Annotated in this window: 18 protein-coding genes; 5 read left to right on the top strand and 13 right to left on the bottom strand. The window is 61.8% G+C overall.

Features of this window, described 5'->3' with window-relative positions:
- Positions 1–32: 32 nt before the first annotated feature.
- From GH769_RS27365 to GH769_RS27345, 5 genes are all read right to left on the bottom strand, one after another.
- Positions 33–1,439, bottom strand: coding sequence for a PIG-L family deacetylase (locus GH769_RS27365; protein ID WP_020301645.1), 1,407 nt, complete (start codon positions 1,437–1,439; stop codon positions 33–35).
- Positions 1,436–2,332, bottom strand: a complete 897-nt coding sequence (locus GH769_RS27360) for a GNAT family N-acetyltransferase (RefSeq protein ID WP_032904059.1) — start codon at positions 2,330–2,332, stop codon at positions 1,436–1,438. Before GH769_RS27360 ends, GH769_RS27365 begins: the two co-directional genes overlap by 4 nt.
- Positions 2,333–4,090, bottom strand: a complete 1,758-nt coding sequence (locus GH769_RS27355) for a carbamoyltransferase (RefSeq protein ID WP_014716634.1) — start codon at positions 4,088–4,090, stop codon at positions 2,333–2,335.
- Positions 4,091–4,232: 142 nt separating this feature from the next.
- On the bottom strand, positions 4,233–4,589 hold the full coding sequence (locus GH769_RS27350) for a YceK/YidQ family lipoprotein (protein ID WP_014716633.1): 357 nt from the start codon (positions 4,587–4,589) through the stop codon (positions 4,233–4,235).
- Between the two features lie 56 nt (positions 4,590–4,645).
- Entirely contained in the window at positions 4,646–4,972 is a 327-nt protein-coding gene (locus GH769_RS27345; RefSeq protein ID WP_020301647.1) for a YceK/YidQ family lipoprotein, read from the bottom strand.
- Between the two features lie 189 nt (positions 4,973–5,161).
- Here GH769_RS27345 and GH769_RS27340 point away from each other — a divergent pair, with 189 nt between their 5' ends.
- Positions 5,162–7,249, top strand: a complete 2,088-nt coding sequence (locus tag GH769_RS27340) for a TonB-dependent receptor (RefSeq protein WP_032904061.1) — start codon at positions 5,162–5,164, stop codon at positions 7,247–7,249.
- A 98-nt stretch (positions 7,250–7,347) separates the two neighbouring features.
- Here GH769_RS27340 and GH769_RS27335 read toward each other — a convergent pair whose 3' ends face one another.
- The 8 genes from GH769_RS27335 to glnE all read right to left on the bottom strand — a co-directional run bounded on the left by GH769_RS27335 (position 7,348) and on the right by glnE (position 17,467).
- Positions 7,348–8,799: a lipopolysaccharide kinase InaA family protein gene (locus GH769_RS27335; protein ID WP_032904062.1), complete on the bottom strand. Its 1,452-nt coding sequence runs from the start codon at positions 8,797–8,799 to the stop codon at positions 7,348–7,350.
- Positions 8,799–9,551, bottom strand: coding sequence for a lipopolysaccharide kinase InaA family protein (locus GH769_RS27330; RefSeq protein WP_032904063.1), 753 nt, complete (start codon positions 9,549–9,551; stop codon positions 8,799–8,801). The genes GH769_RS27335 and GH769_RS27330 overlap by 1 nt, the downstream gene beginning before the upstream one ends.
- A complete protein-coding gene (locus GH769_RS27325) occupies positions 9,548–10,282 on the bottom strand; it encodes a lipopolysaccharide kinase InaA family protein (RefSeq protein WP_003187993.1) in 735 nt (244 codons plus the stop codon). Before GH769_RS27325 ends, GH769_RS27330 begins: the two co-directional genes overlap by 4 nt.
- Positions 10,282–11,088, bottom strand: a complete 807-nt coding sequence (gene rfaP / locus GH769_RS27320; protein ID WP_014716628.1) for a lipopolysaccharide core heptose(I) kinase RfaP — start codon at positions 11,086–11,088, stop codon at positions 10,282–10,284. The genes GH769_RS27325 and rfaP overlap by 1 nt, the downstream gene beginning before the upstream one ends.
- Positions 11,085–12,209: a glycosyltransferase family 4 protein gene (locus tag GH769_RS27315; RefSeq protein ID WP_014716627.1), complete on the bottom strand. Its 1,125-nt coding sequence runs from the start codon at positions 12,207–12,209 to the stop codon at positions 11,085–11,087. The genes rfaP and GH769_RS27315 overlap by 4 nt, the downstream gene beginning before the upstream one ends.
- On the bottom strand, positions 12,209–13,270 hold the full coding sequence (waaC, locus tag GH769_RS27310; protein WP_014716626.1) for a lipopolysaccharide heptosyltransferase I: 1,062 nt from the start codon (positions 13,268–13,270) through the stop codon (positions 12,209–12,211). Before waaC ends, GH769_RS27315 begins: the two co-directional genes overlap by 1 nt.
- 1 nt (position 13,271) lies before the next feature.
- The gene (gene waaF / locus GH769_RS27305; RefSeq protein WP_019818313.1) at positions 13,272–14,306 is read right to left on the bottom strand and encodes a lipopolysaccharide heptosyltransferase II; all 1,035 of its coding nucleotides are present in this window, start codon (positions 14,304–14,306) and stop codon (positions 13,272–13,274) included.
- A 221-nt stretch (positions 14,307–14,527) separates the two neighbouring features.
- A complete protein-coding gene (gene glnE / locus GH769_RS27300; protein WP_032904065.1) occupies positions 14,528–17,467 on the bottom strand; it encodes a bifunctional [glutamate--ammonia ligase]-adenylyl-L-tyrosine phosphorylase/[glutamate--ammonia-ligase] adenylyltransferase in 2,940 nt (979 codons plus the stop codon).
- A gap of 383 nt (positions 17,468–17,850) precedes the next feature.
- Here glnE and aceE point away from each other — a divergent pair, with 383 nt between their 5' ends.
- The 4 genes from aceE to msrA all read left to right on the top strand — a co-directional run bounded on the left by aceE (position 17,851) and on the right by msrA (position 25,984).
- Positions 17,851–20,496 (top strand): pyruvate dehydrogenase (acetyl-transferring), homodimeric type, encoded by a 2,646-nt coding sequence (gene aceE / locus GH769_RS27295; protein WP_014716623.1) that lies wholly within the window; start codon positions 17,851–17,853, stop codon positions 20,494–20,496.
- An 11-nt stretch (positions 20,497–20,507) separates the two neighbouring features.
- On the top strand, positions 20,508–22,154 hold the full coding sequence (aceF, locus tag GH769_RS27290) for a dihydrolipoyllysine-residue acetyltransferase (RefSeq protein WP_014716622.1): 1,647 nt from the start codon (positions 20,508–20,510) through the stop codon (positions 22,152–22,154).
- A gap of 416 nt (positions 22,155–22,570) precedes the next feature.
- Positions 22,571–25,264, top strand: a complete 2,694-nt coding sequence (locus GH769_RS27285) for a bifunctional diguanylate cyclase/phosphodiesterase (protein WP_032904067.1) — start codon at positions 22,571–22,573, stop codon at positions 25,262–25,264.
- A gap of 72 nt (positions 25,265–25,336) precedes the next feature.
- Positions 25,337–25,984 carry a peptide-methionine (S)-S-oxide reductase MsrA gene (gene msrA / locus GH769_RS27280; RefSeq protein ID WP_014716620.1) on the top strand — a complete coding sequence of 216 codons (648 nt, stop codon included), beginning with the start codon at positions 25,337–25,339 and terminating at the stop codon, positions 25,982–25,984.
- The last annotated feature ends 28 nt before the right edge of the window (positions 25,985–26,012 follow it).

Genomic DNA, 26,012 nt, shown 5'->3' with positions numbered 1-26,012 from the left:
CAGGCGCATAACGGCCCGCCTTCAATCGGCTCTCAGTCCTGCTTCAGGACCCACAACAGCTCGTGGCGGCGCACGGCCTTGCGAAAGAATTCGTTCTCGCCATAGGGCGATGGACTACGGCCCGCCAGCAGTTGCTGCAACCACCTACGCACTCGACGCTTGAACGGCGCTGGCGGCTGCAGGTCGTGCATCATGCCCAGGGCCATGGCCTTGTCCTGCTGCTGGCTCAAGGCGAGGGCGAAACTGCACGGCACCAGCTCCACAGCGCCATCGAAACGCGGCGGCAATGCTACGCCAGCGCCGGAATCGCCCATGGGCCAACGGTCGTTATCATGCAGGTGATTGGCGTAGCCGAGCAATGTGTCGGGCTGCCACGCCAGGCCCTGCAAGGCTTCCAGCACTGCCGCATGGGCGCAGATATGGTCGGCGTGGGGGTCCAGCAACGGCGTGGGCAACACGATGACCTGGGGCCGCGCCTTGAGCAGCAGCGCCCGCAGATCGGCGATCAGGTTGTGCCAAGTCGGCGCGCCATCAGCATCGCCAGGCAGGGCAAAACCATTGAACTGGCGAAACAGTCGCGTATCGGCCAAATCGGCTTCGCGCGAGGCTTGAGGCTGATCCGGCGCGACCTGCATGGCTTGCAACTGCATGCAAAAGTAGCCCAATTGCACGCACTGCGCCTCGGGCACGCCCGCCCAGCGGGGCACGGCGACGCTGTCCCAGGCGCGCAAACGGCCCTTGAGGCGCGCAGCTTCAGCCTTGGGCAGGCCCATGTGCTGATAATGCTCGGCTTCGATTTCACCGGCGGTCAGCGTGACGATCCAGCTTTCAGTCGCCTGGCTGTAAAGGCTGAACGCAGCCAGCTCGGCATCGTCGGCATGGGGCGCGATCACCATCACACGTTGCTGGCGATAGTCGGGCTGGCGAAAGCGCCACAGCGTCGGCTGCCCCTTGATCCGGCAAAAACGCCCGCGCAAGTGGAGCTTGCCCGCCGCCAAGTCTTCGGCGGCGCCGGTCAGGTTCAGATAACGCCGCCCAGCGACGCCGCGTTCGAAGGTTTGCCGGTCCGGGCTTGCCAGGCCCAACAGGTCTACCGCAGGGTCGAAGAAACGCCCCAGCCAGGTACTTTTCAACTCAATGCCGACGATCAGGGTTTCCTCCGCCGCCAACGGCGCATCCAGCAACAGTCGGCCCGCCTCCAGGCGCAAGCCGGGTTGTTCGCTGCCGGCCGGGAACGCGTACTCATAGCTGTCTTTGGGCGAGTAAAACAGGTGATCGGCAAACCAGGCCTCATGGGCGGCCCACAACAGCACCGCAAGGATCAGCGGCAACCACCAGGCAACCAGTACGCCGGTCGCGACCAACACCAGCACGCCGATCAGCAGCGCAATACGTTTGTTACGCCGATGGCGCTTGAGCAGTTGCTGTTTGCGGCTCATACGCTGAACACCGGCACCGGGTTGCACCAGCGCTCCTTGTATTCACGGTCGGAACGCCCGAAGGAGAAGCGCAGTGACTTGTTCGCCGCCCGCGCCTGTTCCCAGGCACTTTGGGTATTGAGGAAACTCAGCACACTGCCAGGGCTGAATGCACGGGTTTCAGGGTCGACGCCGCCGTTGACATACTCGGCGCTGTACCACTCGTTGGACTGCACCTGATACACCAATTGCACTGCAATCGGCGCGTCGTTCAGAAACAGCACCGAGCCGAACAGGAATTCCTTGAGCAACTCCAGCACCTCGGCCAGACGCGCCGCGCCCGCCGCCGGGAAGCCCCAACGACGCTGGAACAGGTCGCAATAAATCGCCGCCAGTTCTACGCTGGAAAACTCACTGACCGCCCGTACCACGCCGCCCGCCTCTTCCAACAGGCGCAGTTCACGCCGCTGGTTATAGCGAAACTTCTTCGACAGGTCTTCGGGCGTACGCGCCATGGCCAATTGCTCGGCCTGAGGCTTGAGGGTGCTCACGCGCCCCTCGTTCAGCGCCGAGAGGTAGCGCGCACGGTGCCGTAACGGTGCCTGCGCATCGGCGGCAATCGGCAGGATGATCTCGGCGTTGCCCAGGTCAAACAGGCCTTTCTTGCCGCTGCGCTTGAGCACGTCCTTGGACAGCGCCAGGTCGCGCCCCCAGGTGGCGATCGCCCCCTTGAACTCACCACCTTGCTCCCAGCCCAGGTAGCGCACGGGTATCTGCGCCAGGCCGGCCAGCCGCTCGATCACCTGGGGATGGGTCGCCACGCTGCCGCCGTAACGCTGCCAGGCCTGGGCGTAAACCTCGGCCTCGACAGGCGCCCAGCCACGTTCACGCCAGCCCTGGAAGCGGTTCAGCATTTAAACCACGGCGTCATAAGGGTCCACGCCGTCCTTGACCACCAGGATGTCTTCCATGATCAGGTACTGCAGGTCCGAGCCGAAGAACATGTTCAGCGCGTCGGTCGGCGAGCAGATCATCGCTTCGCCACGACGGTTGAGCGAGGTGTTCAGGGACACGCCGTTACCGGTCAGCACTTCCAGCTCTTTCATCATGTCGTAGTAGCGCGGGTTGTATTCGCGCTTGAGCACCTGGGCACGGGAAGTACCGTCTTCGTGCACCACTTCCGGTACACGGGTCTTCCACTCTTCGGCGACTTCAAAAGTGAAGGTCATGAACGGCGCCGGGTGATCGACCTTGATCATCTGTGGGGCCACGGTGTCGAGCATCGACGGGCAGAAAGGCCTCCAGCGCTCGCGGAACTTGATCTGGTGGTTGATGCGATCCGCCACGCCGGTTGCACTTGGGCAACCGATGATCGAACGACCGCCCAACGCACGCGGGCCAAACTCCATGCGGCCCTGGAACCAGGCTACCGGATTGCCGTCGACCATGATCTTGGCAATGCGCTTAGGCATGTTCTCGATCTTGCGCCAGTTCGGCTTGCTCTCGTGCTTGGCGCACGCGGCAATCACGTCTTCGTTGCTGTAGGACGGGCCGAGGTAGACGTGTTCCATCTTCTCGACCGGTACACCACGAGCATGGGACACGTAGGCCGCCGCACCGACGGCGGTGCCGGCATCGCCGGAAGCCGGCTGTACGAACAGCTCTTTGACGTCGTCACGGGCAATGATCTTCTGGTTCAGCTTGACGTTCAGCGCACAGCCGCCGGCGAAGGCCAGCTTGCCGGTGTCCTTGAGGATGTCGCCCAGGTAGTGGTCGATCATCTGCAAGGCCAGTTTCTCGAACAGCGCCTGCATGCTGGCCGCGTAGTGGATGTACGGCTCGTCGGCGATGTCGCCTTCGCGTTTCGGCCCCAGCCACTCGATCAGTTTCGGCGAGAAGTAGAAACCCTTGCCCTTCTCTTTGTAGCGGCGCAGGCCGATGACATTGGCGTAGTCGGTGTTGATCACCAGCTCGCCGTTTTCAAAGGAGGCCAGGCGCGAGAAATCGTACTTGCTGGCATCGCCGTACGGCGCCATGCCCATGACCTTGAACTCACCGTCGAGCATCTCGAAACCGAGGAACTCGGTGATTGCGCCGTACAGGCCGCCGAGGGAGTCCGGATCGTAGAATTCCTTGATCTTGTGGATCTTGCCGTTTTCGCCGTAGCCGAAGAAGGTGGTGGCGTACTCGCCCTTGCCATCGATGCCCAGGATCGCGGTTTTTTCCTGGAAGCCCGAGCAGTGGTAGGCGCTGGAAGCGTGAGCCAGGTGGTGTTCAACCGGTTCGATCTTGATTTTCTTAGGATCGAAGCCCAGTTGCTCCAGGCACCAGACGATCTTGTTGCGATAGCGTTTGTAACGACGGTTGCCCATCAAGATCGCGTCGAGGGCGCGGTCCGGGGCGTACCAGTAACGCTTGGCGTAGTGCCAGCGCGCCTCGCCGAACAGGCTGATCGGGGCGAACGGGATCGCCACCACGTCAACGTCCGAAGGCTTGATGCCAGCCTGCTCCAGGCAGAACTTCGCCGACTCGTAGGGCATGCGGTTCTTTGCATGTTTGTCGCGTACGAAGCGCTCTTCTTCGGCGGCCGCAATCAGCTTGCCGTCGATATACAGGGCTGCGGAAGGATCATGGCTAAGGGCGCCGGACAGGCCAAGAATCGTCAATGCCACTGGGGTCTAGCCTCTTTTAGTCTGCATGCAGGCGCATCGCGCCTGAAAAAAGTGTGCCTCTCGCCTGGGCGAGAAACAGCTAAAGGGCGGGATTATAGCTTAAAAGCAGAGGGAAGCTGTTAGCGGCAAGCGCCGAGAGGGGCTAGCGGAAGATCTCGATGCTGCCGTCCTTGTTCTGGCGGTAGATCGTGTAAGGCAGCATCAGGGTGTCCATGACACCAGAGGCGACAAATTCAATCGCGATGATCGGGAAAGCATTGCCTTGGCGATCCAGCAGGCTTTGGTCCTTCAGGCTTTTGTCCGGTGCGGGCTCGCCATTGAGGGTACAAAAGCCGTAGATCACCCCACTGTAGATACGCGGCACGTTTTCGCAGTGACTGCGCGACTCCTTGAGATTCTGGCTGGCCACGGCATCCGGACGCAAGACGGTATTGATCGTTCCGCAACCGGAGGCCATTAACAAGGTTGAAACCAGCAGTACTTTGAAACCACGACTCACGGACTACTCCTTTCGCCCAGTAAATGGGCTGGGCAGGTGCTTTTATACCCATAGGCTTATGAACGGCCTGGACGCCAATAGATGCTGATATTACCGTCGGCCGATTGTCGATAAATCGTATAGGGCAAAACCACCGTATCGGCAACCGCGGACACCGCAATATCTACGAGCACGAAGGGTATGAGGAACCCGGTGGGGTCCGGGGCCGCGTGCAGCATGCAGAAATCAAACGCCACGCCGCTGTAAGCGCGGGGAATGGATTGGCAATAGGTTTTTACGAGCCTGAGTTCACGCGCCGTGTCGCCCTCTTTGCGCATGACGCTATTAACGGTTCCACAACCGCTTAATAACAGCGCAACGACAGTTATACCCAGCGCAGCCATTCTTTTTCTTTTCATATCCGAGCCTCGCAAACGGTCAGCCACGCTAGCACCGAGAGATTGGCTCATTCATGCGAGAAGCACCGCCACATTGCGTGGGAAAAATCCGAAATGGTAAAACTTACCTGACTGTTTAAACTTGCGCACTTTTTGCGCGCCTTCACTATGCGTGCCCGAGACTCTGGCTGCCTCATGAAAAAAACGCACGCTCGCTTTTCCCTCTTGCTGCCTGGCCTGCTGGCCTTGAGCACCACAGCGCAAGGCGAGGACTCGCCACTGATACTTGACCCCAGCGTGGTCACCGGTTCGCGCAGCGCCAGCCCAACGTTTGATTTGCCCTACTCCGTGGACGGCATCAGCCGCGAACAGATCAGTGACGGCCAACTCGGCATCAACGCCTCCGAAGCCCTGTCCCGCGTGCCCGGCCTGGTGGTGCAGAACCGCCAGAACTATGCGCAGGACCTGCAAATTTCTTCCCGAGGCTTCGGCGCCCGTTCAGCATTCGGCGTGCGCGGCATCAAGCTGGTCGCCGACGGCATTCCCGCCAGTACCCCGGACGGTCAGGGTCAAGCCGCCACCTTCAACCTCGACACCGCCGAGCGCATCGAAGTGCTGCGCGGCCCGGCGGCGACGCTGTATGGCAGCAACGCCGGGGGCGTGATCCAGATGTTCTCCCGCGACGGCGAGGGCCCGCCGCGCATCGGCGCCGAAACCCTGGTGGGCAGCGACGGGCTGAACAAGAACCACCTGAGCGCCGAGGGCGCGGCGAATGGCGCCGGGTTTGTGCTCGACGCCTCGCGCATGGACACCAACGGCTACCGCGATCACAGCAGCGCGCGCCGCGACCAGACCTTCGCCAAGCTCAATTTCCAGCCCGATGACGACAGCAAGCTGGCGCTGATCTACAGCAGCCTGGAGCAGAACGGTACGCAGGATCCACTGGGGCAGACCTGGGCGGCGTACAAGGCCGACCCGCGTTCGGTAAGCGCCAATGCGCTGAACTACAACACGCGCAAAAGTATCGATCATCAGCAATTGGGGATGAATTACGAGCGGTATTTCGGTGGCGCCACCTTGCAGGTCAATGCCTACACTGGGCGCCGTAGTGTGATTCAGTACCTGTCGATCCCCAAGGGCACGCCCGCCAACGAACGCGGCGGAGGCGTGGTGCAATTTGATCGAAAGTTCTACGGCGGCAGCGTGCGCTGGATGCAGCCCATCGAAAGCGCGCCTGGCGAGCTGATGATCATTACCGGCCTGGACTTCGACCAAAGCGAGGACAGCCGCCATGGCTATCAGAACTACAGCGGCAATGCCCTGGGCGTGAAAGGCCAACTACGCCGCGACGAAATCGACACGGCTCGCAGCCTCGACCCGTATATCCAAGCCAACTGGGCCCTCGACCGCTGGACCCTGCAAGCCGGCGTACGCCACAGCACGATGCAGATGGACGTTGACGACCAGTTCCTCAGCAATGGCGACGCCAGCGGCAACAAGACCTACCAGAAAAACACACCGTCGATGAGCGTGATGTATGCGTTCACCCCCGACCTGCATGGCTACATCAGCGCAGGCAAAGGCTTTGAAACCCCGACCCAGGCCGAGCTGGCCTATGCACCGGGCAACGCCGAGGGCTTCAACTTCGGCTTGAAGCCGTCTGAAAGTACGCAATATGAAATGGGTGTGAAAGCGCAACTGAACAACACGCGGATCAACGCCGCCGTTTTCCAGATCACCACCGAGGACGAACTGGTGGTGCAGCAATCCATCGGCGGCCGTACCAGCTACCAGAACGCCGGTCGCACATTGCGCCGCGGCTTCGAACTGGGCGTTGAAAGCCAACTGAGCGAGCACTGGAGCACCAGCCTCGCCTACACCCGCCTGCACGCCACCTACGACAGCGACTTTGCCAGCGGCGCCAACACCATCGACAAAGGCAACTACCTCCCCGGCGTGCCACAAACTACCCTGTTCGCCGAACTGAACTGGAAACCACGGGACTGGGTCAGCACCGCCATCGAGGGCCTGTACCGCAGCAAAGTCTACGTAGAAGACACCAACCAGCAACACGCCGCACCGGCCTACAGCGTCTTCAACTGGCGCGCACGGTTTGAGCAGAAGGTAGAGCACTGGACCTTTCACCAGACCTTGCGCCTGGATAACCTGCTGGATCGCCAGTATGTGGGGTCGGTAATTGTGGGCGACGGCAATGGTCGCTATTACGAAGCCGCGCCGGGGCGGTCGTGGTATGCGGGGGCTGGGGCGCAGTACCAGTTCTGAATGCAGCGCCTGGACGGGCGCCATCGCGGGCAAGCCCGCTCCCACATTTTGACCGCGTTCACAGATCAACTGTGGGAGCGGGCTTGCCCGCGATAGATTTAACTGCCGACACCCGCCTCTTTGGGCAAGCGCTGGTCAATCACCTGGTACAGCGCACTGCCCTGCGACCAGTTACGCATAAATCGCGCACGGTCTTTGGCATACGCAGGGGCGAAGCTGGACAGCGAACCGTGCTGGCACATCGCATCCAGGTCAATCATCGCCCAGCGCCCGTCGCTCCAGAACAGGTTATGGCCCTTGAAATCCCCATGGCTGATGCGCTCGCGGATCAGCTCGGCAAACAACTGGTCCAGCGCCTGCAATTCGCTCTCGGGCGCATCGCCGCTTTCAACATACGGCGCAAAGCGCTCGATGATGTCTGGCCCAGGCAGGTATTCGGTGACCAGGTAGGCACGGCTGCGCAACCACAGGAACCGTTTCTCCAGCACCGCCAGCGGCTTGGGCGTGGCGAAGCCCAGGAAGGCCAGGCGGTTGCCTTCGCGCCAGGAGTGCCAGGCGCGGCTCGGGCGCCAGAAGCGCTTGAGCCAATGGGCAAAGCCCTTGATGTTGTAGCGTTTGATCACCAGCGGCCGGCCAGCCACGTCGACCTTGGCCACGCTCGCCGCGCCACCGGTCTTGTACAGGTGCCCCTGGTCGAGCAACGCATCGGCCTGCTCCAGCACCGGCACCATGGCGGCTTCTTCTTCGCGGCGGATCGCACGCAAGCCAAAAGCGCCGCGCACCACGCTGAACAGCGTGCATTCGCGGCCGGTCTTGTCCAGGTAGTCTCTCAAACGCCAGGCGCTGACTTTACGCACCTGCTTTTCCAAGGCTTGCATTGGCAAGGCGTGTTCGCCGTTGGCCAGCAAGTAATACACCAGCAACTCTTCGGTAAAGGGCTCGAGGTTCTTGGGCAGTTGGGCGAAGAACACACCGAGGTTCTCCAGCACTCGATTGCGCGACAACGGCTTGCCCGCCTCTTCGACACGAATACCGGCGCCATCGATCAAATACAGCTTGCCATCCTTGCGCAGCAGGTTGTCCAGGTGCAGGTCTTCTTGCCACAGGCCCTTGGCATGCATCTGGGCAATCGCGCCCAGCGCTTCGGCGAGCACAGCGGTTTGTTCGTCCGCCAACGGCGGCAGGTTTTCGACGGCGAGCCAAGCGTCGGACAGGCTTTGGGCCCCCTCGATAAATTCAAACAGCAGCCAACCGCCCTCGCCGTCCTGCAAGCCATCGGCCAGCAGCAACGGCGTGGTCAGGCCCTGCTCAGCCAACAGGCGCACCCCCGTAAGCTCACGCTGAAAATGCCGCGCCGCCTTGTTGCCCACCAACAACTTGGCCAACACCGGGCGACCCCGCCACACGGCGGCGCCCACATAGCGCTGCCCCGGCAACACCCGCAAAAGGCTCAGCAATTGCAATTGCCCAGGGCCGGCGGCATCCGCCAGGTCGAGGGTCAGTGGCAGGCCGGGGGTACGCCCAGCCGTTTTCAGCTCGGATAAACGCATCAGCGGTTCTCCTTATGGCTGCGGCGCGCGGTCAGGCGCTGGTGCCAAGTGGACACCAGGGCACTGTCCTCGGGCTGCTCAAGGTACGCCGCCAGCAATTGGCGCACCTGCGCGTCCGACCATTGCGGCGCGCGGCGCAGCAGCGGTTCCAGGTCCTTGACCCGGTCACGCCAGCCAAACAGCAGCGGGCGGGTTTTCTCCAGGTCGATCAACTGCGCGGCATAACCCTCACCGGCAGGCTGCAGGAAAATATGCTTGGGGTAAAAACAGCCATGCACTTGCCCGACGCTGTGCAGATGACGCGCCAGCTTGCCGCACGCCAACAGGATCGCACTGTGCTGGGCTGCGCTCAATTGCGACCACTGCTCCAGCAACGAGTCCAGGTCATTCCAGCCATCCAGCGCACGGGTGAGCAGCATCGCCCGGCGCTCGCCCTTGACCTTGCGTTCACCGAAGAACGCCGCTTGCAGGGCCGGTATACCGAGCTTTCGATACAGGCTGATGTTGCGAAACTCGCGGGCAAAACTCGGCTCGCCGAACGGGCGGTGCAAGGTGCGCGTGAGGTAGTTGCTCTGGCGCTTGAGGTAGTAACCCTGCCCCTCAAGCTCCAGGCGATACACACTGCTCCAACCGTCGCCGCTGGTGTTCGGCTCGTCCACTGCATCCAGTTGCTTGGCCCACAGCGCGTCGAAGGTCGCCAGGCCGTTGCGCTCAAGCAGAGCGCGGTCTTCGGCCGCCAGGAAGTCACTCATTCGCGTCCCTCGAAAAACTTCACCACATGGCGAATTCGCTGTTTGTCCGACGCGGTCAGGTGCGCGCGCTGACGATATTGCAGGTAGAAGCGCAGGCGCTGGGTGGCCGACAAGTGATACTTGGCGACTTTGTCCAGGCAGGCCAGGTCTTTGGTGATGCGGTACTTGAGCCAGAAACCGCGCCAGAAATCACCGTTGGGGCAGTCGATCAGGTACAGGGTGCGCTGGTCGTCCACCAGCAGATTGCGCCACTTCAAGTCGTTATGGGTGAAGCGGTGATCGTGCATGGTGCGCGTGTATTCGGCGAGCTGGCGGCTGATGCCATCGACCCACCTGGGGTCTTTGAGGCGCTCATCGTGACGCTCGGCCAGCACCGACAGATCTTCGGTCTTGGGCAGTTCGCGGGTGATCATGGCGCCACGGTTATAGGCCAGGCCCTTGCGGTCCAGGCCCCAGGCCACCACGTCGGCGGTAGGGATGCCCCACTTGGCGAAGCGCTTGAGGTTCTGCCATTCGGACTTCACCCGCGGCCTGCCCAGGTAACGACGCAGGCCCTTGCCGGCACCTACGTAGCGCTTGACGTAATAATTGACCCCGCCACGCTCCACCCGGATCACTTCCGACAACGGGTCGCGGGTCAGCCGCTCGCCTTGCAGGGCGAACACCGCGTCCAGGCTTCCAAAGTCATCCGCCAGGGCGGCGTAGGCAGGTTCCAGATTCCAACCCGCCATCAGATCGCATCCCCGTATCGCTGTTTACGCGCATACAGCTTTGCTGCCATGCGTTCCAGCGCAGACAACAGCGCGGTTTGCTCTGCCAGGATCTGGCGCAGCGGCTGCTGGAAGTAGGCCTTGAGAAAACGCAGCTTGTCGCGCTGGGTCAAGCCGATCTCCAACGCGGAGTAATACAGGCCGGCCAGGTCTTTGTTGCGCCAACGCACGGGGATCGTCGCACGTACCTGGGCACGGTGCAGGTCGATCACCGACAGCTTGAGGTTGTCGACGCTGATAGGCCGGTCGGTGTGCAGCAGGAAATGGCACAGGTAGCAGTCACGGTGGTTGACGCCGCCGCGGTGCATCGCGCCCACGGTACGCGCCAGCTCAAGGGTCAAGGCATGCTTGATGGCCGGCACGGGCGGTTGCTTGACCCAGTCCAGGGTCAGGTCTTCCAGGCTGATGATGGGGGTCAGTTCCTGGGTGATGATGAACGAATGCTGGTCGGCCGGGTTGCTGCCTTTTTCACCGAACGCCACGGCGGTCATGGTCGGTACGCCAAGCGCCTGCAAGCGCTGGATCGCCACCCACTCCTGGCCCGCGCCCAACACCGGTAATTTGGCGGTGACCAGGTTCTTGAGGATTTCGCCCCAGCCGATTCCACGGTGGATCTTCACAAAATAAGGCTGGCCCTCGACCACCGTACGCAACGTACGGCGAGCGGCCAGCTCGCGGAACACCTGGCCTTCCAGCTTCTCGACCTCGGCGAACGCATCGCGTCCGGCCCAGAGGGTCTTGAAGGGTTCGGCTAGAATCAACTTCATCGGTTTGGCTCCGCCAGAATCAGGTCCGCAGCGTACTGCGGCATGCTAAAGAGGTCGGCCGTCTCGGCGAAGGCCAGACCATTGCGACTCCAGGTCGCACGCGCTTGTGGGTCGTCGAGCATATCGACCAAATACTGGTTGAGCTGGGTTTGCTCGAACGGCTCGTCCAACACCCGGCCGCTCTGGGCCTTGTCGATGTAGAACGCATAGCCGCACACCTGGCTCACCAGTACAGGGAGGCCGGCGACCACCGCTTCGACCAGCACCATGCCGGCCGCCTCGTTGTACGCAGGGTGAATCAACAGGTCCGCCCCCAGCAGGAAACGCGGAATATCATTGCGGCCCTTGAAGAACTGCACCTGGTCGCCCAGGCCCAGCGCCGCGCTCTGCAATTGGAATACTTTGGGGTCGTCCTGGCCGATTACAAATAGCCGGGTGCGTTTCTTCAGCCGCGAAGGCAGAGCGGCCAGCGCCTTGAGGCTGCGGTCGACGCCCTTGGTCTTGAACCCCGAACCGATCTGCACCAACAGCAGATCATCCTCGGCCAAGCCAAATTCAGCGCGGAACTCGGCGCGGATTTCGGCGGCGTTCGGCGGGGCGCGGCGGTCGCGGGCAATACCCGGTGGCAACAGGTGAAAACGCTCGGCCTGGGTGCCGTAATACTGGGTAAACAGCTGCTGCTGATGCTCAGACAACACCATGATCTGCGTCTTGGCGTTTTTATCGAACACGGCGCGCTCGTATTCGGCAAAGTGCTTGTAGCGCCCGAACCAGCGATACATCGGGTTGCGCAGGGTCTGGGCCTTGTCCTCGAACACACCGTCGGCGGCAAAGTACAGATCCAGCCCCGGCATCTTGTTGAAGCCCACCACGCGGTCCACTGGGCGCTTGGCCAGGTCGGCCTGGATCCAGGCGTAGAGCTTTTCGTTGCGACGGTGGTTGACCAAGGCCTTGACCGGCGCCACCAGCACCTCAAAGCCTGGCGGGATATCACCTTCCCAGATCAGGGTGTACACCCGAATGCTGTGGCCGCGCTGCTGGCATTCCAGGGCGATGCGCATGAAGTCGCGCTGCAGGCCACCGAAAGGGAAGTACTTGTACAGAACAAAAGCCAGTTGCATCAGTGCTGCTCCTCGGCCAGTAACAACGTGCTCAGCCGGCTTGCAACACGCTCAGGGTTCAAGCGCGTGAAGCACAGGGGCGACTCGCGGGCGATGTCGAACCGCCGCAGGTCGTCGGCAGTGGGTTGATAAGTGCACTGTTTTTGCAGGCAAGGCGCGCACGGCCAGTCGCTGGCCAAGTGAATCTGGCCTTTGCCGTAGGCACCGGTAAGGCCTGGGTTGGTGGGGCCAAACAGGGAAATGGTCGGCACGTCCAATGCCGCCGCCAAGTGGCCAAGGCCGGTGTCGACGGCCACGCAGGCACGGGCGCTCGCCAAGACACGGGCAACGCCCGCCAGGTTGAGCTTGGGCAACACTTCGGTGTTGGGCAGGCCGAGGGCCAGGCGTTCGGCCCGCGCCTTTTCGGCGGCGTTGCCCCACGGCAGCTTTACGTCCACGCCCAGGCGGCCCATGCGTTCGGCCAGCTCGCGCCAATAGGCTTCGGGCCAGTGCTTGGTGTCCCAAGTGGTGCCATGCAACAGCAATACGAACGGTTTTTTCGGCGGCAGGCCGAGCAGCTTTTCAACGCTCAGGCCGTAGTCGCCCAGGCGTTGGGGCAGGTCGTAGCCCAGGGCCACGGCAAACAGCTGGCGCAAGCGCTCCACCGCATGCTGCCCACGGGCCACGGCCAGGCGCCGGGAATAAAAGCGCGCAGCCAGGGGTTCACGCGCAGAGTCTTTGTCGAAGCCAGCGATGGGCGCCCGCACATAGCGCGTCAGCCAGGCGCTTTTGAGCAAGCCCTGGGCGTCGATCACCAGGTCATATTTGGTCGACTGCACCGCCTGCTTGAAGCGCCGCCATTCACCGCTCTTGACGGTTTGCCAGAGGTTCTTGCGCCAGCGGCGAATCGCCACCGGAATCACCTTGTCGACCGCCGGGTGCCAGGTGGGGATTTCGGCAAAGCCTTCTTCCACCACCCAGTCGAACCGAATGCCGGGAATCGCCCGCGCTGCGTCGGTGAGGGCCGGCAAGGCATGGATCACGTCGCCCAGGGATGAGGTCTTGATTACCAGAACCCGCAACTCAATGAACCTCGACCACGTCGCCCTGCAAACGCTGCAGGGCATCGGTTACCGGCTGGGGCAGCAACTGGCGCAGGCAGTTGTAGTGGCCGAAGCGGCAAGTACGGTCAAAGCACGGGCTGCAATCCAGGCCCAGGCGCACCACTTCGACCTTGTCGGCTAACGGCGGAGTGAAGCCTGGGGATGTGGAGCCGTACACGGCCACCAGCGGACGGTTCAGCGCCGCCGCCACATGCATCAGGCCGGAGTCGTTGGACACCACCGAGTCGGCGCACGACAACAGGTCGATGGCCTCGGCCAGGGACGTGTCGCCACTGAGGTTCACCGCCTCTTCACGCAGGCCGGGGATCAAGCGCTGACGAATGTCTTCACCCACCGAATGATCGTTCTTGGAGCCGAACAACCACACCTGCCAGCCTTCGCGGATCTTGGTTTCGGCGACTTTGGCGTAATGCTCCGACGGCCAACGCTTGGACTCGCCAAATTCGGCGCCCGGGCACAAGGCCAATACGGGCCGATCCAGGGTCAGGCCGAACTTGGCCAGCGCCGCGTCGCGGGTCACCGGGTCGATCTGCAAGCTGGGGCGCGGGTACGGCTTGGGCAGTTCAGTGCCCGGCTCGTAGGCCAAAGCCATAAAGCGTTCGATCATCAACGGGTAACGGGCTTTATCCAGGGTGCGCACGTCGTTGAGCAGCACATAGCGAAACTCGCCGCGCCAGCCGGTGCGCTTGGGGATACCGGCAAAGTACGGCACCAGCGCCGACTTCAGCGAGTTAGGCAGCAGGATCGCCTGGTCGTACTGGCCCGCCATGGACTTGCCGATACGTCGGCGGGTCGCCAACTCAAGGGCGCCGTGGCCGAGCGGGAAGCTCAAGGCCTTACGCACCTCTGGCATGCGCTCGAGGATCGGCCGGCTCCACTCAGGGGCGAGCACGTCGATCTGGCAGTCTGGATAGCGCAGGCGCAGGCACTGAAACAGTGTCTGTGCCATCACCATGTCACCGACCCAACTGGGCCCAACGATCAGAATATTCATGTAGTTTCCACAAACGATGCGGGGAGGCCTATGCCTCCCCGCCTCGATAATAACTGTAGATCGCGGTGCGCCAGGGAGCATCTTTATGTGGGAGCTGGCTTGCCTGCGATCGCATCACCTCGGCATCACTGATAAACCGAGGCGCCTGCATCGCGGGCAAGCCCGGCTCCCACCTTAATCCGCATCCCATATGAAAATTGGCGTCGCCAATCAGTCGAGTTTCAATTTAAGCCCAGCGCCTGCCAGATTCGCATCACCTGTCGCCGCTCGTCGGCGAACTGGTCCCCGGCTACCGTACCGGCCTCGTTCTGCAAAGCCTGGCGGTGCGCGGCTGAGCGATAAGCCTTGTACACTTCACGCAGCAAATGGGCATCGGCGGCGGGCATCAGCCCGACCTGCTCCAGGCCCTCCAAAATGCGGATATTGTCGGTGTAGCGCAGCAACGATGGATGTTGCGCAGACCACGCCAAAGCCGCGTATTGCACCATAAATTCAATATCGACGATACCTCCGGCGTCCTGCTTGAGGTCGAACAGCGCCGTGGCCTCGAAGGCATTGGCGCCCCTGCCGGCAGTCGTGGCCTTGGTGCCCAGGTTGTCACGCATCTTGGCACGCATCTCGCTGACCTCCTGGCGCAGCTTCTCCAAGTCCCGCTCACGCCCCAACACGTTAGCCCGTACCTGCTCGAACGCCTGGCCCACATCCTGGCTGCCCACCAGTACCCGCGCACGGATCAGGGCCTGATGTTCCCAGGTCCAGGCTTCATTTTGTTGATAGCGATCAAACGCCCCCAGGGAACTCACCAACAAGCCGGATGCGCCGGAAGGTCGCAGGCGCATGTCCACTTCATACAGCTGGCCAGAGTTGGTCTGGGTGGTCAGCAGGTGAATGATGCGCTGGCCCAGGCGTGTAAAGAATTGTGCGCCATCGATCGGCTTGGCACCGTCCGTCTCGGCCTGGGGGTCGCCGTCATGGATAAACACCAGGTCCAGGTCCGAACCATGCCCCAGTTCGATGCCGCCGACTTTCCCATAACCGACAATGATGAACCCAGGATCGCACAGGGTGCCGTCCAGGCGCTGCGGCGAGCCGTGGCGGGCGACCGTCTGGCGCCAGGCCAGGGCCAGCACTTGTTCAAGAATGGCTTCGGCCAGCCAGGTGAGGTAGTCGCTGACTTTCATCAACGGCAGGCTGCCGGCGATTTCGGAAGCGGCCACCCGCAGGCGGTGCGCCAGTTTGAAATGGCGCAAGGCTTCCATCTGCTGCTCAAGGTCATCTTCGGGAATGCGCGTGAGGCGCTCGCGCAACTCAGCGGCCAGTTCCGGCGCCAGCGGCGGCTTGAACAAGCGGCCTTCGTTGAGCAATTCATCGAGCAACAGCGGGAAACGGGTGATCTGTTCGGCGATCCACGGGCTGGCTGCGCACAATGTCAGCAGGCGACGCAGGGCGTCGGGGTTCTCGGTCAGCAACACCAGGTAGGCCGAACGCCGGGCCACGGCTTCCACCAGCGGCAACACGCGCTCCAGCACCAGGTCTGGGTTGGCATGTTCAACGGCCTGGGCCAGCAGGCGTGGGATGAACGCATCCAGGCGCTCACGCCCCAGGCGCTGCATGGCGCGCAACTGCGGGCTGGCGCGCAGGCTGGCCAAGGCCTTGAGGGCCTTGGGGGCATCGGCGAAACCGCCTTCACTCAGTTGGCGGCACGCGGCATCGTCATCCTGGGATTCCTCCCACAGTGGCAACCATTCACCGCCGACCACCAATTCGCTTTCTTCGCCCTCTTCTTCATCAGGGTCGGCAATCACTTGGCGAAAGTGCCAGTCCACACGGCCACGCCAGTACATCAGGCGCTCATGGAACGCGGCCCAGTCACTAAAGCCCAGCATAAAGGCAATGCGTGCCTGGTCTTCGGGGCCGTCCGGCAGCATTTGCGTCTGGCGGTCGGCAATCGCCTGGATCGCATGTTCGGTGTAGCGCAGGAACTCGTAACCGCTGCGCAGCTCGCTGATCACCGCCGCGGGCAAATAACCCTGGCCTTCCAGCGTGCCCAGCACGTTCAACAGCGGGCGTTGCTGCAGGCTGAGGTCGCGGCCGCCATGGATCAGCTGGAATGCCTGGGCGATAAATTCCACCTCACGAATGCCGCCCGCGCCCAGCTTGATATTGTCGGCCATGCCCTTGCGCCGCACTTCCTGCTGGATCAGTTGCTTCATGGTGCGCAGCGCTTCGATGGCCGAGAAGTCCAGATAACGGCGATAGACAAACGGGCGCAGCATGTCGAGCAGTTGCGCGCCAGCCGCCTGGTCGCCGGCTACCACCCGCGCCTTGATCATGGCGTAGCGCTCCCAGTCCCGGCCCTGGTCCTGGTAGTACTGCTCCAGCGCGTTGAAGCTGAGCACCAGGGCGCCGGCCGAACCGTAGGGACGCAGGCGCATGTCGACGCGGAAGACAAAACCGTCGACGGTCATCGGGTCCAGGGCCTTGATCAGTTTTTGACCCAGGCGAATAAAGAATTCCTGATTATCCAGGGCGCGCTTCACGCCCACCGTCTCGCCGCCTTCGGGGTAGGCGAAGATCAGGTCGATATCCGACGACAGGTTCAGCTCCACCGCACCGAGCTTGCCCATGCCGAGGATGACCATGTGCTGCGCCTCGCCACTGCGTGCGCCGGTCGGCGTGCCGAACTGGGCGCAGTGGCGTTGGTACAGCCATTGATAGGACTGGTCGATGCAGGCGTCGGCCATGTCGGACAGATCGCGACAGGTTTGCACCAGGTCGGCCTGGCGTGTGAGGTCGCGCCAGATGATGCGCACCTGCTGGCGCGTGCGTTGGCGGCGTAGCGCACGGCCCAGTTCATCTTCTGTTTCGGCCTGTTGCACGGCACCGGCTATCTGGCTGCACAGCTCGCCGGGCGCAAAGCCGCGGTCCAGCTCGCCCCAGGCCACCAGCTCCAGCAACATCAAAGGGTCACGAACACTCTGTTCAATGACGAAATCACTGGCGGCGCACACGCGGGCGAAGTCGGCCCACCGTTGCGGCGTCCACGCAGAAAGGCCATGATCGTCATCCAGCGCGGCCACCGCGTCACGAAATGACTGTTCGGCCCGGTTGGCGTAAGGCAACAGAATGGCCGGCAGTTCGGCCAGCGTTGGAAGGCTCATGGTCTATCCTTGATCGGCGTGTAAATGGCGTGTAGTTGTGAAGGCAAGAGCCATGCTCGGTGAAGGACTGTCGAACAAAGGTTAGAAATAGCTGAAATTAAATTAATCTTGGCAGGCAACATCAAAGTTTCACCTTTTCTTGTTCGCAATAGACCAACAATAACGATTATGCTCACCAGCAAGACCGAGCCATACGCTCAGTCTTGTGTAGTTTTACTACTCGTATATACATTCGAAAGGCTGAAATGGCCGACGATTTGTAGTAAAACTACAGGACGCCGAAGCAACCTTCGGCCATCCAAGAATTTATGTCGTCTGCCCACAAGGCCAGTCGCAAACTTCAGGCAACCGATTCTGGTAGCCTTTCCGCCCTGGAGCAAGCCATGCAAGACCTCGATCCCGTCGAAACCCAGGAATGGCTGGACGCCCTGGAATCGGTTCTCGACAAAGAAGGCGAAGACCGTGCTCACTACCTGATGACCCGTATGGGCGAACTCGCGACCCGCAGCGGCTCGCAACTGCCTTACGCCATCACTACGCCATACCGCAACACCATCCCCGTTACCCACGAAGCACGCATGCCTGGCGACCTGTTCATGGAACGCCGCATTCGCTCGCTGGTACGTTGGAACGCCATGGCGATGGTAATGCGCACGAACTTGAAAGATTCGGACCTGGGCGGTCACATCTCCAGCTTCGCTTCCAGCGCAACCCTGTATGACATCGGCTTCAACTACTTCTTCCAGGCCCCGACCGACGAACACGGCGGCGACCTGATCTACTTCCAGGGCCACACCTCGCCAGGCGTCTACGCCCGTGCGTTCATGGAAGGTCGCATCAGCGAAGAACAAATGAACAACTTCCGCCAGGAAGTCGACGGTCAGGGCCTGTCGTCCTACCCGCACCCTTGGCTGATGCCTGATTTCTGGCAATTCCCGACCGTTTCCATGGGTCTGGGCCCGATCCAGGCAATCTACCAGGCACGCTTCATGAAGTACCTGGAAGCCCGTGGTTTCATCCCCGAAGGCAAGCAGAAAGTCTGGTGCTTCCTCGGCGACGGCGAGTGCGACGAGCCGGAATCCCTGGGTGCCATTTCCCTGGCCGGCCGCGAGAAGCTCGACAACCTGATCTTCGTCATCAACTGCAACCTGCAGCGCCTCGACGGCCCGGTTCGCGGCAATGGCAAGATCATCCAGGAACTCGAAGGCGTGTTCCGCGGTGCTCAGTGGAACGTGACCAAAGTCATCTGGGGCCGCTTCTGGGACCCACTGCTGGCCAAGGACGTCGACGGTATCCTGCAGCGTCGCATGGACGAAGTCATCGACGGCGAGTACCAGAACTACAAAGCCAAAGACGGCGCGTTCGTTCGCGAGCACTTCTTCAACACGCCTGAACTCAAGGCGATGGTTGCCGACCTGTCCGACGACGAGATCTGGAAGCTCAACCGTGGCGGCCACGACCCGTACAAGGTCTACGCGGCGTACCACGAAGCGGTCAACCACAAAGAACAACCCACCGTCATCCTGGCCAAGACCATCAAGGGTTATGGCACTGGTGCCGGCGAAGCGAAGAACACCGCGCACAACACCAAGAAAGTCGATGTCGACAGCCTGAAGTTGTTCCGCGACCGCTTCGACATCCCGGTCAAGGACGAAGAGCTGGAGAACCTGCCGTTCTTCAAGCCGGAGCCAAACAGCGCCGAAGCCCGCTACCTGAGCGAGCGCCGCACTGCACTGGGCGGTTTCGTGCCACAGCGCCGCGCCAACAGCTTCAGCGTGCCGACGCCAGACCTGAGCACCCTCAAGGCTATCCTTGACGGCTCGGGCGACCGTGAAATCTCCACCACCATGGCCTTCGTGCGTATCCTCGCGCAATTGGTCAAGGACAAGGACATCGGCCCGCGCATCGTCCCGATCATCCCGGACGAAGCCCGTACCTTCGGTATGGAAGGCATGTTCCGTCAGTTGGGCATCTACTCCTCCGTCGGCCAGCTCTACGAGCCAGTCGATAAAGACCAGGTGATGTTCTACAAGGAAGACAAGAAGGGCCAGATCCTCGAAGAAGGCATCAACGAAGCGGGCGCCATGAGCTCCTTCATCGCTGCCGGTACTTCGTACTCCAGCCACAACCAGCCAATGCTGCCGTTCTACATCTTCTACTCGATGTTCGGCTTCCAGCGTATCGGCGACCTGGCCTGGGCAGCAGGCGACAGCCGTACCCGTGGCTTCCTGATCGGCGGTACCGCCGGCCGCACCACGCTGAACGGCGAAGGCCTGCAACACGAAGACGGTCACAGCCACATCCTGGCTGCCACCATCCCGAACTGCCGCACCTTTGATCCAACCTACGGCTATGAGCTGGCGGTGATCATCCAGGACGGCATGAAGAAGATGACCGAAGAGCAGCAGGACGTTTTCTACTACATCACCGTGATGAACGAGTCCTACCAGCAGCCAGCCATGCCGGCCGGTGTGGAAGAAGGCATCATCAAGGGCATGTACCTGCTCGAAGAAGACACCAAGGAAGCGGCCCACCACGTACAGCTGATGGGCTCCGGCACCATCCTGCGTGAAGTGCGTGAAGCGGCGAAGATCCTGCGCGACGAGTTCAACGTCGGTGCCGACGTATGGAGCGTCACCAGCTTCAACGAACTGCGCCGCGACGGCCTGGCCGTGGAGCGCAGCAACCGTCTGCACCCTGGCCAGAAGCCAGCCAAGAGCTACGTCGAAGAGTGCCTGGCCGGCCGTAAGGGTCCAGTCATTGCCTCTACCGACTACATGAAACTGTTTGCTGAACAAATTCGCCAGTGGGTCCCGTCCAAGGAATTCAAAGTCCTGGGCACCGATGGTTTCGGCCGCAGTGACAGCCGCAAGAAGCTGCGTCACTTCTTCGAAGTCGACCGTCACTTCGTGGTGTTGGCAGCCCTGGAAGCCTTGGCTGACCGTGGTGAGATCGAACCTAAGGTGGTGGCTGACGCTATCGTCAAGTTCGGGATCAACCCGGAAAAACGCAACCCACTGGACTGCTGAGGAGATTTTTTGTGAGCGAACTCATTCGCGTACCTGACATCGGCAGCGGTGAAGGTGAAGTAATCGAGCTGTTTGTGAAGGTCGGCGACACCGTCGAAGCCGACCAGAGCATCCTGACCCTGGAGTCGGACAAAGCGAGCATGGAAATCCCTGCTCCCAAGGCCGGCGTGGTCAAGAGCCTGAAAGTGAAGCTGGGCGACCGCCTGAAAGAAGGCGACGAACTGCTGGAACTGGAAATCGAAGGCGCTGCTGATGCAGCCCCTGCGGCCGCGGCTCCGGCCGCCGCTGCACCTGCACCTGCTGCTGAAAAGCCTGCCGCTGCCGAGGCTGCTCCAGCCCCGGCCGCCGCACCTGCCGCCGCGACCGTCCAGGACATTCACGTCCCGGACATCGGCTCGTCGGGCAAGGCCAAGATCATCGAGCTGCTGGTCAAGGTCGGCGACACCGTCGAAGCCGACCAGTCGCTGATCACCCTGGAGTCCGACAAGGCCTCCATGGAGATCCCATCGCCGGCTGCCGGCGTAGTGGAAAGCATCGCGGTCAAGCTGGAAGACGAAGTCGGCACCGGTGACTTCATCCTCAAGCTCAAAGTACAAGGTGCTGCGCCAGCCGCCGCACCAGCACCGGCTGCTGCTCCGGCGGCCAAGGCTGAAGCGGCACCTGCCGCTGCTGCCCCTGCGCCGGCCGCAAAAGCCGAAGCTGCGCCAGCCCCTGCGGCGGCTGCACCTGCGCCAAGCGGTGCCAAGGTTCACGCCGGCCCAGCCGTGCGTCAGTTGGCCCGTGAATTCGGCGTCGAGCTGAGCGCTGTTGCAGCCAGCGGCCCGCACGGCCGTGTGCTGAAGGAAGACGTGCAGGTTTACGTCAAAACCATGATGCAAAAAGCCAAGGAAGCTCCGGCTGCCGGCGGCGCTACCGGTGGTTCGGGCATTCCGCCGATCCGCACCGTGGACTTCAGCCGCTTCGGCGAAACCGAAGAAGTGCCGATGACCCGCCTGATGCAAATCGGCGCGGCAGGCCTGCATGCCAGCTGGTTGAACATCCCGCACGTGACCCAATTCGACCAGGCCGATATCACCGACCTGGAAGCGTTCCGCGTTGCGCAGAAAGCCGTGGCCGAGAAGGCCGGCGTGAAGCTGACCGTACTGCCACTGCTGCTCAAGGCCTGTGCACACCTGCTCAAGGAACTGCCGGACTTCAACAGCTCGCTGGCGCCAAGCGGCAAGGCGATCATTCGCAAGAAGTACGTGCACATCGGCTTTGCGGTCGACACCCCGGATGGCCTGCTGGTACCGGTCATCAAGAACGTCGACCAGAAGAGCCTGCTGCAGCTCGCTGGCGAAGCGGCTGCGCTGGCTGCCAAGGCCCGCGACAAGAAGCTCACCCCGGACGACATGCAGGGCGCCTGCTTCACCATCTCCAGCCTCGGCCACATTGGCGGTACTGGCTTCACGCCAATCGTCAACGCGCCGGAAGTGGCGATCCTGGGTGTGTCCAAGGCCACCATCCAGCCTGTGTGGGACGGTAAAGCGTTCCAACCCAAGCTGATGCTGCCACTGTCGCTGTCCTACGATCACCGCGTGATCAACGGCGCCGCGGCTGCGCGCTTCACCCAGCGCCTGAGCCAGTTGCTGAACGACATCCGCACCATCCTGCTGTAAGTCGCATGGCCTTCCTGTTACCGGGAAGGTCCTTGCCACACCGATTTCCGAGCGCCACGCTCGTACCTCAACCCCGCCACTTGGCGGGGCTTTTTTTGCCTGTGTTTTGTAGGAGCGAGCTTGCTGTGGCGAGGGAGCTTGCTCCCGCTGGAGTGCGAAGCGCTCCCAAGATTTTGGGGCCGCTGCGCAGCCCAGCGCAAGCAAGCTTGCTCGCCACACGCAAGCACCCTACCTGCGTCAACGCACCATCGATCACCCCAATTACAGAAATCCCTCGCGCGGCCGATAACAGGCTTATAGCACTTAGCCTTCATCCTCTCTTGTCACTGCGTCCTGCATGATGCAACCTTGCCGCAGTCGACAGTCAAGAGGGCGTGAGCCCAGCGCAGTGCGCATTTTCCCAAGCGAGTTTCCCCATGAAAAGCCAACCCGATGTCGCCCGTATGGCGGCCGAGGTAGTGACGCAATTACCGGTGCCTTCGCGCCTCGGTATGCTGCGTTTCGAGCGGCTTAATGAGGCAAGCTGGGCCCTGCTCTACCTCGATCCCAATTGCGAACGCCAGTTCGGCCTGCCGGCGGTTGAACTCTGCGCCTTGATCGGCACGCCCTACGCCAGCCTGATGGAACCCCAGGCGCGCTACCAGTTGCACGATGCGATCCAGCAACAACTGGCCCGCAGCCCCCATTATCTGGTGCGCTATACCCTGCACACCCATGACGGCCCGCTGAGCGTGCTGGAAATGGGCGAGGCCTACAAACAACACAACCGCCACCTGGTGCGCGGCTACCTGATGGTGGTCGAGGGGCTGTTCAGCGAGAACAGCGCACCCGCCCCGACGGTCGACCTGGAAAACCAGAACAGCCGCCTGCAAATTGCCCTGGAGCTCAATCAGCGAGCACAGCAGGAACAGTTGCAGCATCTGGAGCGAGTGCGCGCCCAGCAAGAACTGATCCTGCTGCTGGCGCGCCAACGCTACACCACGCCAAACTCCCTGCAAGAAGCCGCTGAACTGATCACGCGCAGCGCCTGCGACATTTACCAGATCGACTGCGCCAGCATCTGGAACCTCGAAGGCCATCACTTGGTACCGATCTCCGCCTATCACCGCGCCGATCAACAACACCACCTGCCTGAAGCCATCGATGCCAGCGGCTTCCCGGATTACCTGGAAGCCCTGCACTCCAGCCGCGCCATCGACGCCACCCACGCCATGCGCGACCCACGCACCCGGGAAATGGCTGAAAGCCTGCGCGCCAAGGACATCCACGCGATGCTCGACGCCAGCATCCGTGTCGACGGCCAGGTGGTCGGCGTGCTGTGCCTGGAACAAGGTGGCAGCCCGCGCGCCTGGCAGTCCGATGAAATCGCGTTCGCCGGCGAGTTGGCAGACCAGTTCGCCCAGGTCATCAACAACCACAACCGCCGCACTGCCACCAGCGCCTTGCACCTGTTCCAGCGCGCGGTAGAGCAAAGCGCCAACGCGTTCTTGCTGGTCAATTGCGACGGCGTGGTGGAGTACGTCAACCCCAGCTTCACCGCGATCACCCAGTACAGCGCCGAAGAAGTCCACGGCCATCGCCTGGCCCAACTGCCAGCCCTGGAGAACCTCAGCGAATTGCTGTTCGACGCGCCCTCGGCCCTGGCCAAAAGCAACAGCTGGCAAGGCGAGTTCAAGAGCCGCCGCAAGAACCTGGAACCCTACTGGGGCCAGCTGTCGATTTCCAAAGTGTATGGCGACAACCGCGAGTTGACCCACTACATCGGCATCTACGAAGACATCACCCAGACCAAGCTGGCGCAGCAGCGCATCGAACGCCTGGCCTACACCGACAACCTGACCAACCTGGGCAATCGCCCCGCGTTCATTCGCAACCTCGACGAGCGCTTTGCCCGCGACAGCGACAGCCCGATCAGCCTGCTGTTGGTGGACATCGACAACTTCAAGCGCATCAACGACAGCCTCGGCCACCAGACCGGCGACAAGTTGCTGATCAGCCTGGCGCGCCGCCTGCGCAACAGCTTGAGCAGCGGCGGCAGCCTGGCGCGTTTTGCCAGCAACGAATTCGCGGTGCTGTTGGACGACGCCGACCTTGAGACCGGCCAGCAGGTGGCCAGCCAGTTGCTGACCACCCTCGACAAGCCGATGTTCGTCGACAACCAATTGATCAGCGTCACCGGCTCCGTGGGCCTGGCCTGTGCGCCGCTGCATGGTCGCGACCCACAGACCTTGATGCGCAACGCCGGCCTGGCCCTGCACAAGGCCAAGGCCAACGGTAAACACCAGGTGCAGGTGTTCACCGAAGCCCTGAATGCCGAGGCCAGCTACAAGCTGTTCGTGGAAAACAATCTGCGCCGTGCCCTGACCCAGAACGAGCTGGACGTGTTCTACCAGCCCAAGCTATGCCTGCGCAGCGGTCGCCTGCTGGGCATGGAAGCACTGTTGCGCTGGAACCACCCGGAAAAAGGCATGATCCGCCCCGACCAGTTCATCAGCGTGGCTGAAGAAACCGGGCTGATCATCCCCATCGGTAAATGGATCGCGCGCCAGGCCTGCCGCATGAGCCGCCAATTGACGGCCGCAGGCCTGGGCAACTTGCAGGTGGCCATCAACCTGTCGCCCAAGCAATTCTCCGACCCGGACCTGGTGGCCTCGATTGCCACCATCCTCAAGGAGGAACAGCTGCCGGCCAACCTGCTGGAGCTGGAGCTGACCGAAGGCTTGCTGCTGGAAGCCACCGAAGATACGCGCCTGCAACTGGACCAGCTCAAGAGCTTTGGCCTGACCCTGGCGATGGACGACTTCGGTACCGGTTACTCGTCGCTGAGCTACTTGAAAAAATTCCCCATCGACATCATTAAGATTGATCGCAGCTTTATCCATGAAATCCCGGATAACCAGGACGACATGGAAATCACCTCGGCGGTGATCGCCATGGCCCACAACCTCAAGCTCAAGGTCGTGGCCGAAGGCATCGAGACCGCTGAGCAGTTGGCGTTCCTGCGTCGGCACCGTTGCGACGTGGGCCAGGGCTATCTGTTCGACCGCCCGATCCCCGGTGCCGAGCTGATGCAGAGGCTTAAACGCTACCCGCGCGGGCCAATCGCCTGACAGCGCTGTAACACTCGGGCACACTGGCTGTCTGACAATTTACTGTTACTCAACCTGACGAGAGGACTGATCATGGTCTTGCGCTCGGAAATTCTGGTGAACAAAAACGTGCTGCCTACTCAAGAACAAGCGTTGCCTGGTCGTGAAACCCCGATGAAGTTACCGGAAACGCACTTCGTCAACGGCAACCCACTGCTGGGCCCGTTCCTGGATGACGTCGGCTTTGCGATCTTCGGCCTGGGCTGCTTCTGGGGCGCGGAACGCAAGTTCTGGCAACGCGACGGCGTGGTCAGCACCGTGGTCGGCTACGCCGGCGGCTTCACGCCTAACCCGACTTACGAAGAAGTCTGCTCGGGCCTGACCGGCCATAGCGAAGTGGTGCTGGTGGTGTATGACCAGGCCAAGGTGAAATACGAAGACCTGTTGAAGATGTTCTGGGAACTGCACAACCCGACCCAGGGCATGCGCCAGGGCAACGACATCGGCAGCCAGTACCGCTCGGTGATCTACGCCACCACGCCGGAGCAATTGGCGGCGGCCAAAGCCAGTGCCGAGGCTTATCAGCAAGAGCTGAGCAAGGCCGGCCTGGGTGAGATCACCACAGAAATCGAAGAGGCCCCGACGGTGTACTTCGCCGAGGCGTATCACCAGCAGTACCTGGCGAAGAATCCCCAGGGTTACTGTGGGATCGGCGGCACTGGCGTGACCTGCCCGATCTAAGGTCAACATAAAACCAAATGTGGGAGGG

Source organism: Pseudomonas sp. CFSAN084952 (assembly GCF_009648855.1).
GTDB classification, from domain to species: domain Bacteria; phylum Pseudomonadota; class Gammaproteobacteria; order Pseudomonadales; family Pseudomonadaceae; genus Aquipseudomonas; species Aquipseudomonas paracarnis.
The sequence above is the reverse complement of the archived record's forward strand: the minus strand, read 5'-3'. Positions and strand labels throughout refer to the sequence as shown.

Bases quoted from the DNA above. Each gene is read 5' to 3' on its own strand.
- aceE (WP_014716623.1), top strand. From the start codon at position 17,851: ATGCAAGACCTCGATCCCGTCGAAACCCAGGAATGGCTGGACGCCCTG.
- GH769_RS27365 (WP_020301645.1), bottom strand. From the start codon at position 1,439: ATGAGCCGCAAACAGCAACTGCTCAAGCGCCATCGGCGTAACAAACGT.
- msrA (WP_014716620.1), top strand. From the start codon at position 25,337: ATGGTCTTGCGCTCGGAAATTCTGGTGAACAAAAACGTGCTGCCTACT.
- glnE (WP_032904065.1), bottom strand. From the start codon at position 17,467: ATGAGCCTTCCAACGCTGGCCGAACTGCCGGCCATTCTGTTGCCTTAC.
- GH769_RS27325 (WP_003187993.1), bottom strand. From the start codon at position 10,282: ATGGCGGGTTGGAATCTGGAACCTGCCTACGCCGCCCTGGCGGATGAC.
- rfaP (WP_014716628.1), bottom strand. From the start codon at position 11,088: ATGAAGTTGATTCTAGCCGAACCCTTCAAGACCCTCTGGGCCGGACGC.
- waaF (WP_019818313.1), bottom strand. From the start codon at position 14,306: ATGAATATTCTGATCGTTGGGCCCAGTTGGGTCGGTGACATGGTGATG.
- GH769_RS27315 (WP_014716627.1), bottom strand. From the start codon at position 12,209: ATGCAACTGGCTTTTGTTCTGTACAAGTACTTCCCTTTCGGTGGCCTG.
- GH769_RS27330 (WP_032904063.1), bottom strand. From the start codon at position 9,551: ATGAGTGACTTCCTGGCGGCCGAAGACCGCGCTCTGCTTGAGCGCAAC.
- GH769_RS27360 (WP_032904059.1), bottom strand. From the start codon at position 2,332: ATGCTGAACCGCTTCCAGGGCTGGCGTGAACGTGGCTGGGCGCCTGTC.
- GH769_RS27340 (WP_032904061.1), top strand. From the start codon at position 5,162: ATGAAAAAAACGCACGCTCGCTTTTCCCTCTTGCTGCCTGGCCTGCTG.
- GH769_RS27285 (WP_032904067.1), top strand. From the start codon at position 22,571: ATGAAAAGCCAACCCGATGTCGCCCGTATGGCGGCCGAGGTAGTGACG.
- GH769_RS27345 (WP_020301647.1), bottom strand. From the start codon at position 4,972: ATGGCTGCGCTGGGTATAACTGTCGTTGCGCTGTTATTAAGCGGTTGT.
- GH769_RS27335 (WP_032904062.1), bottom strand. From the start codon at position 8,799: ATGCGTTTATCCGAGCTGAAAACGGCTGGGCGTACCCCCGGCCTGCCA.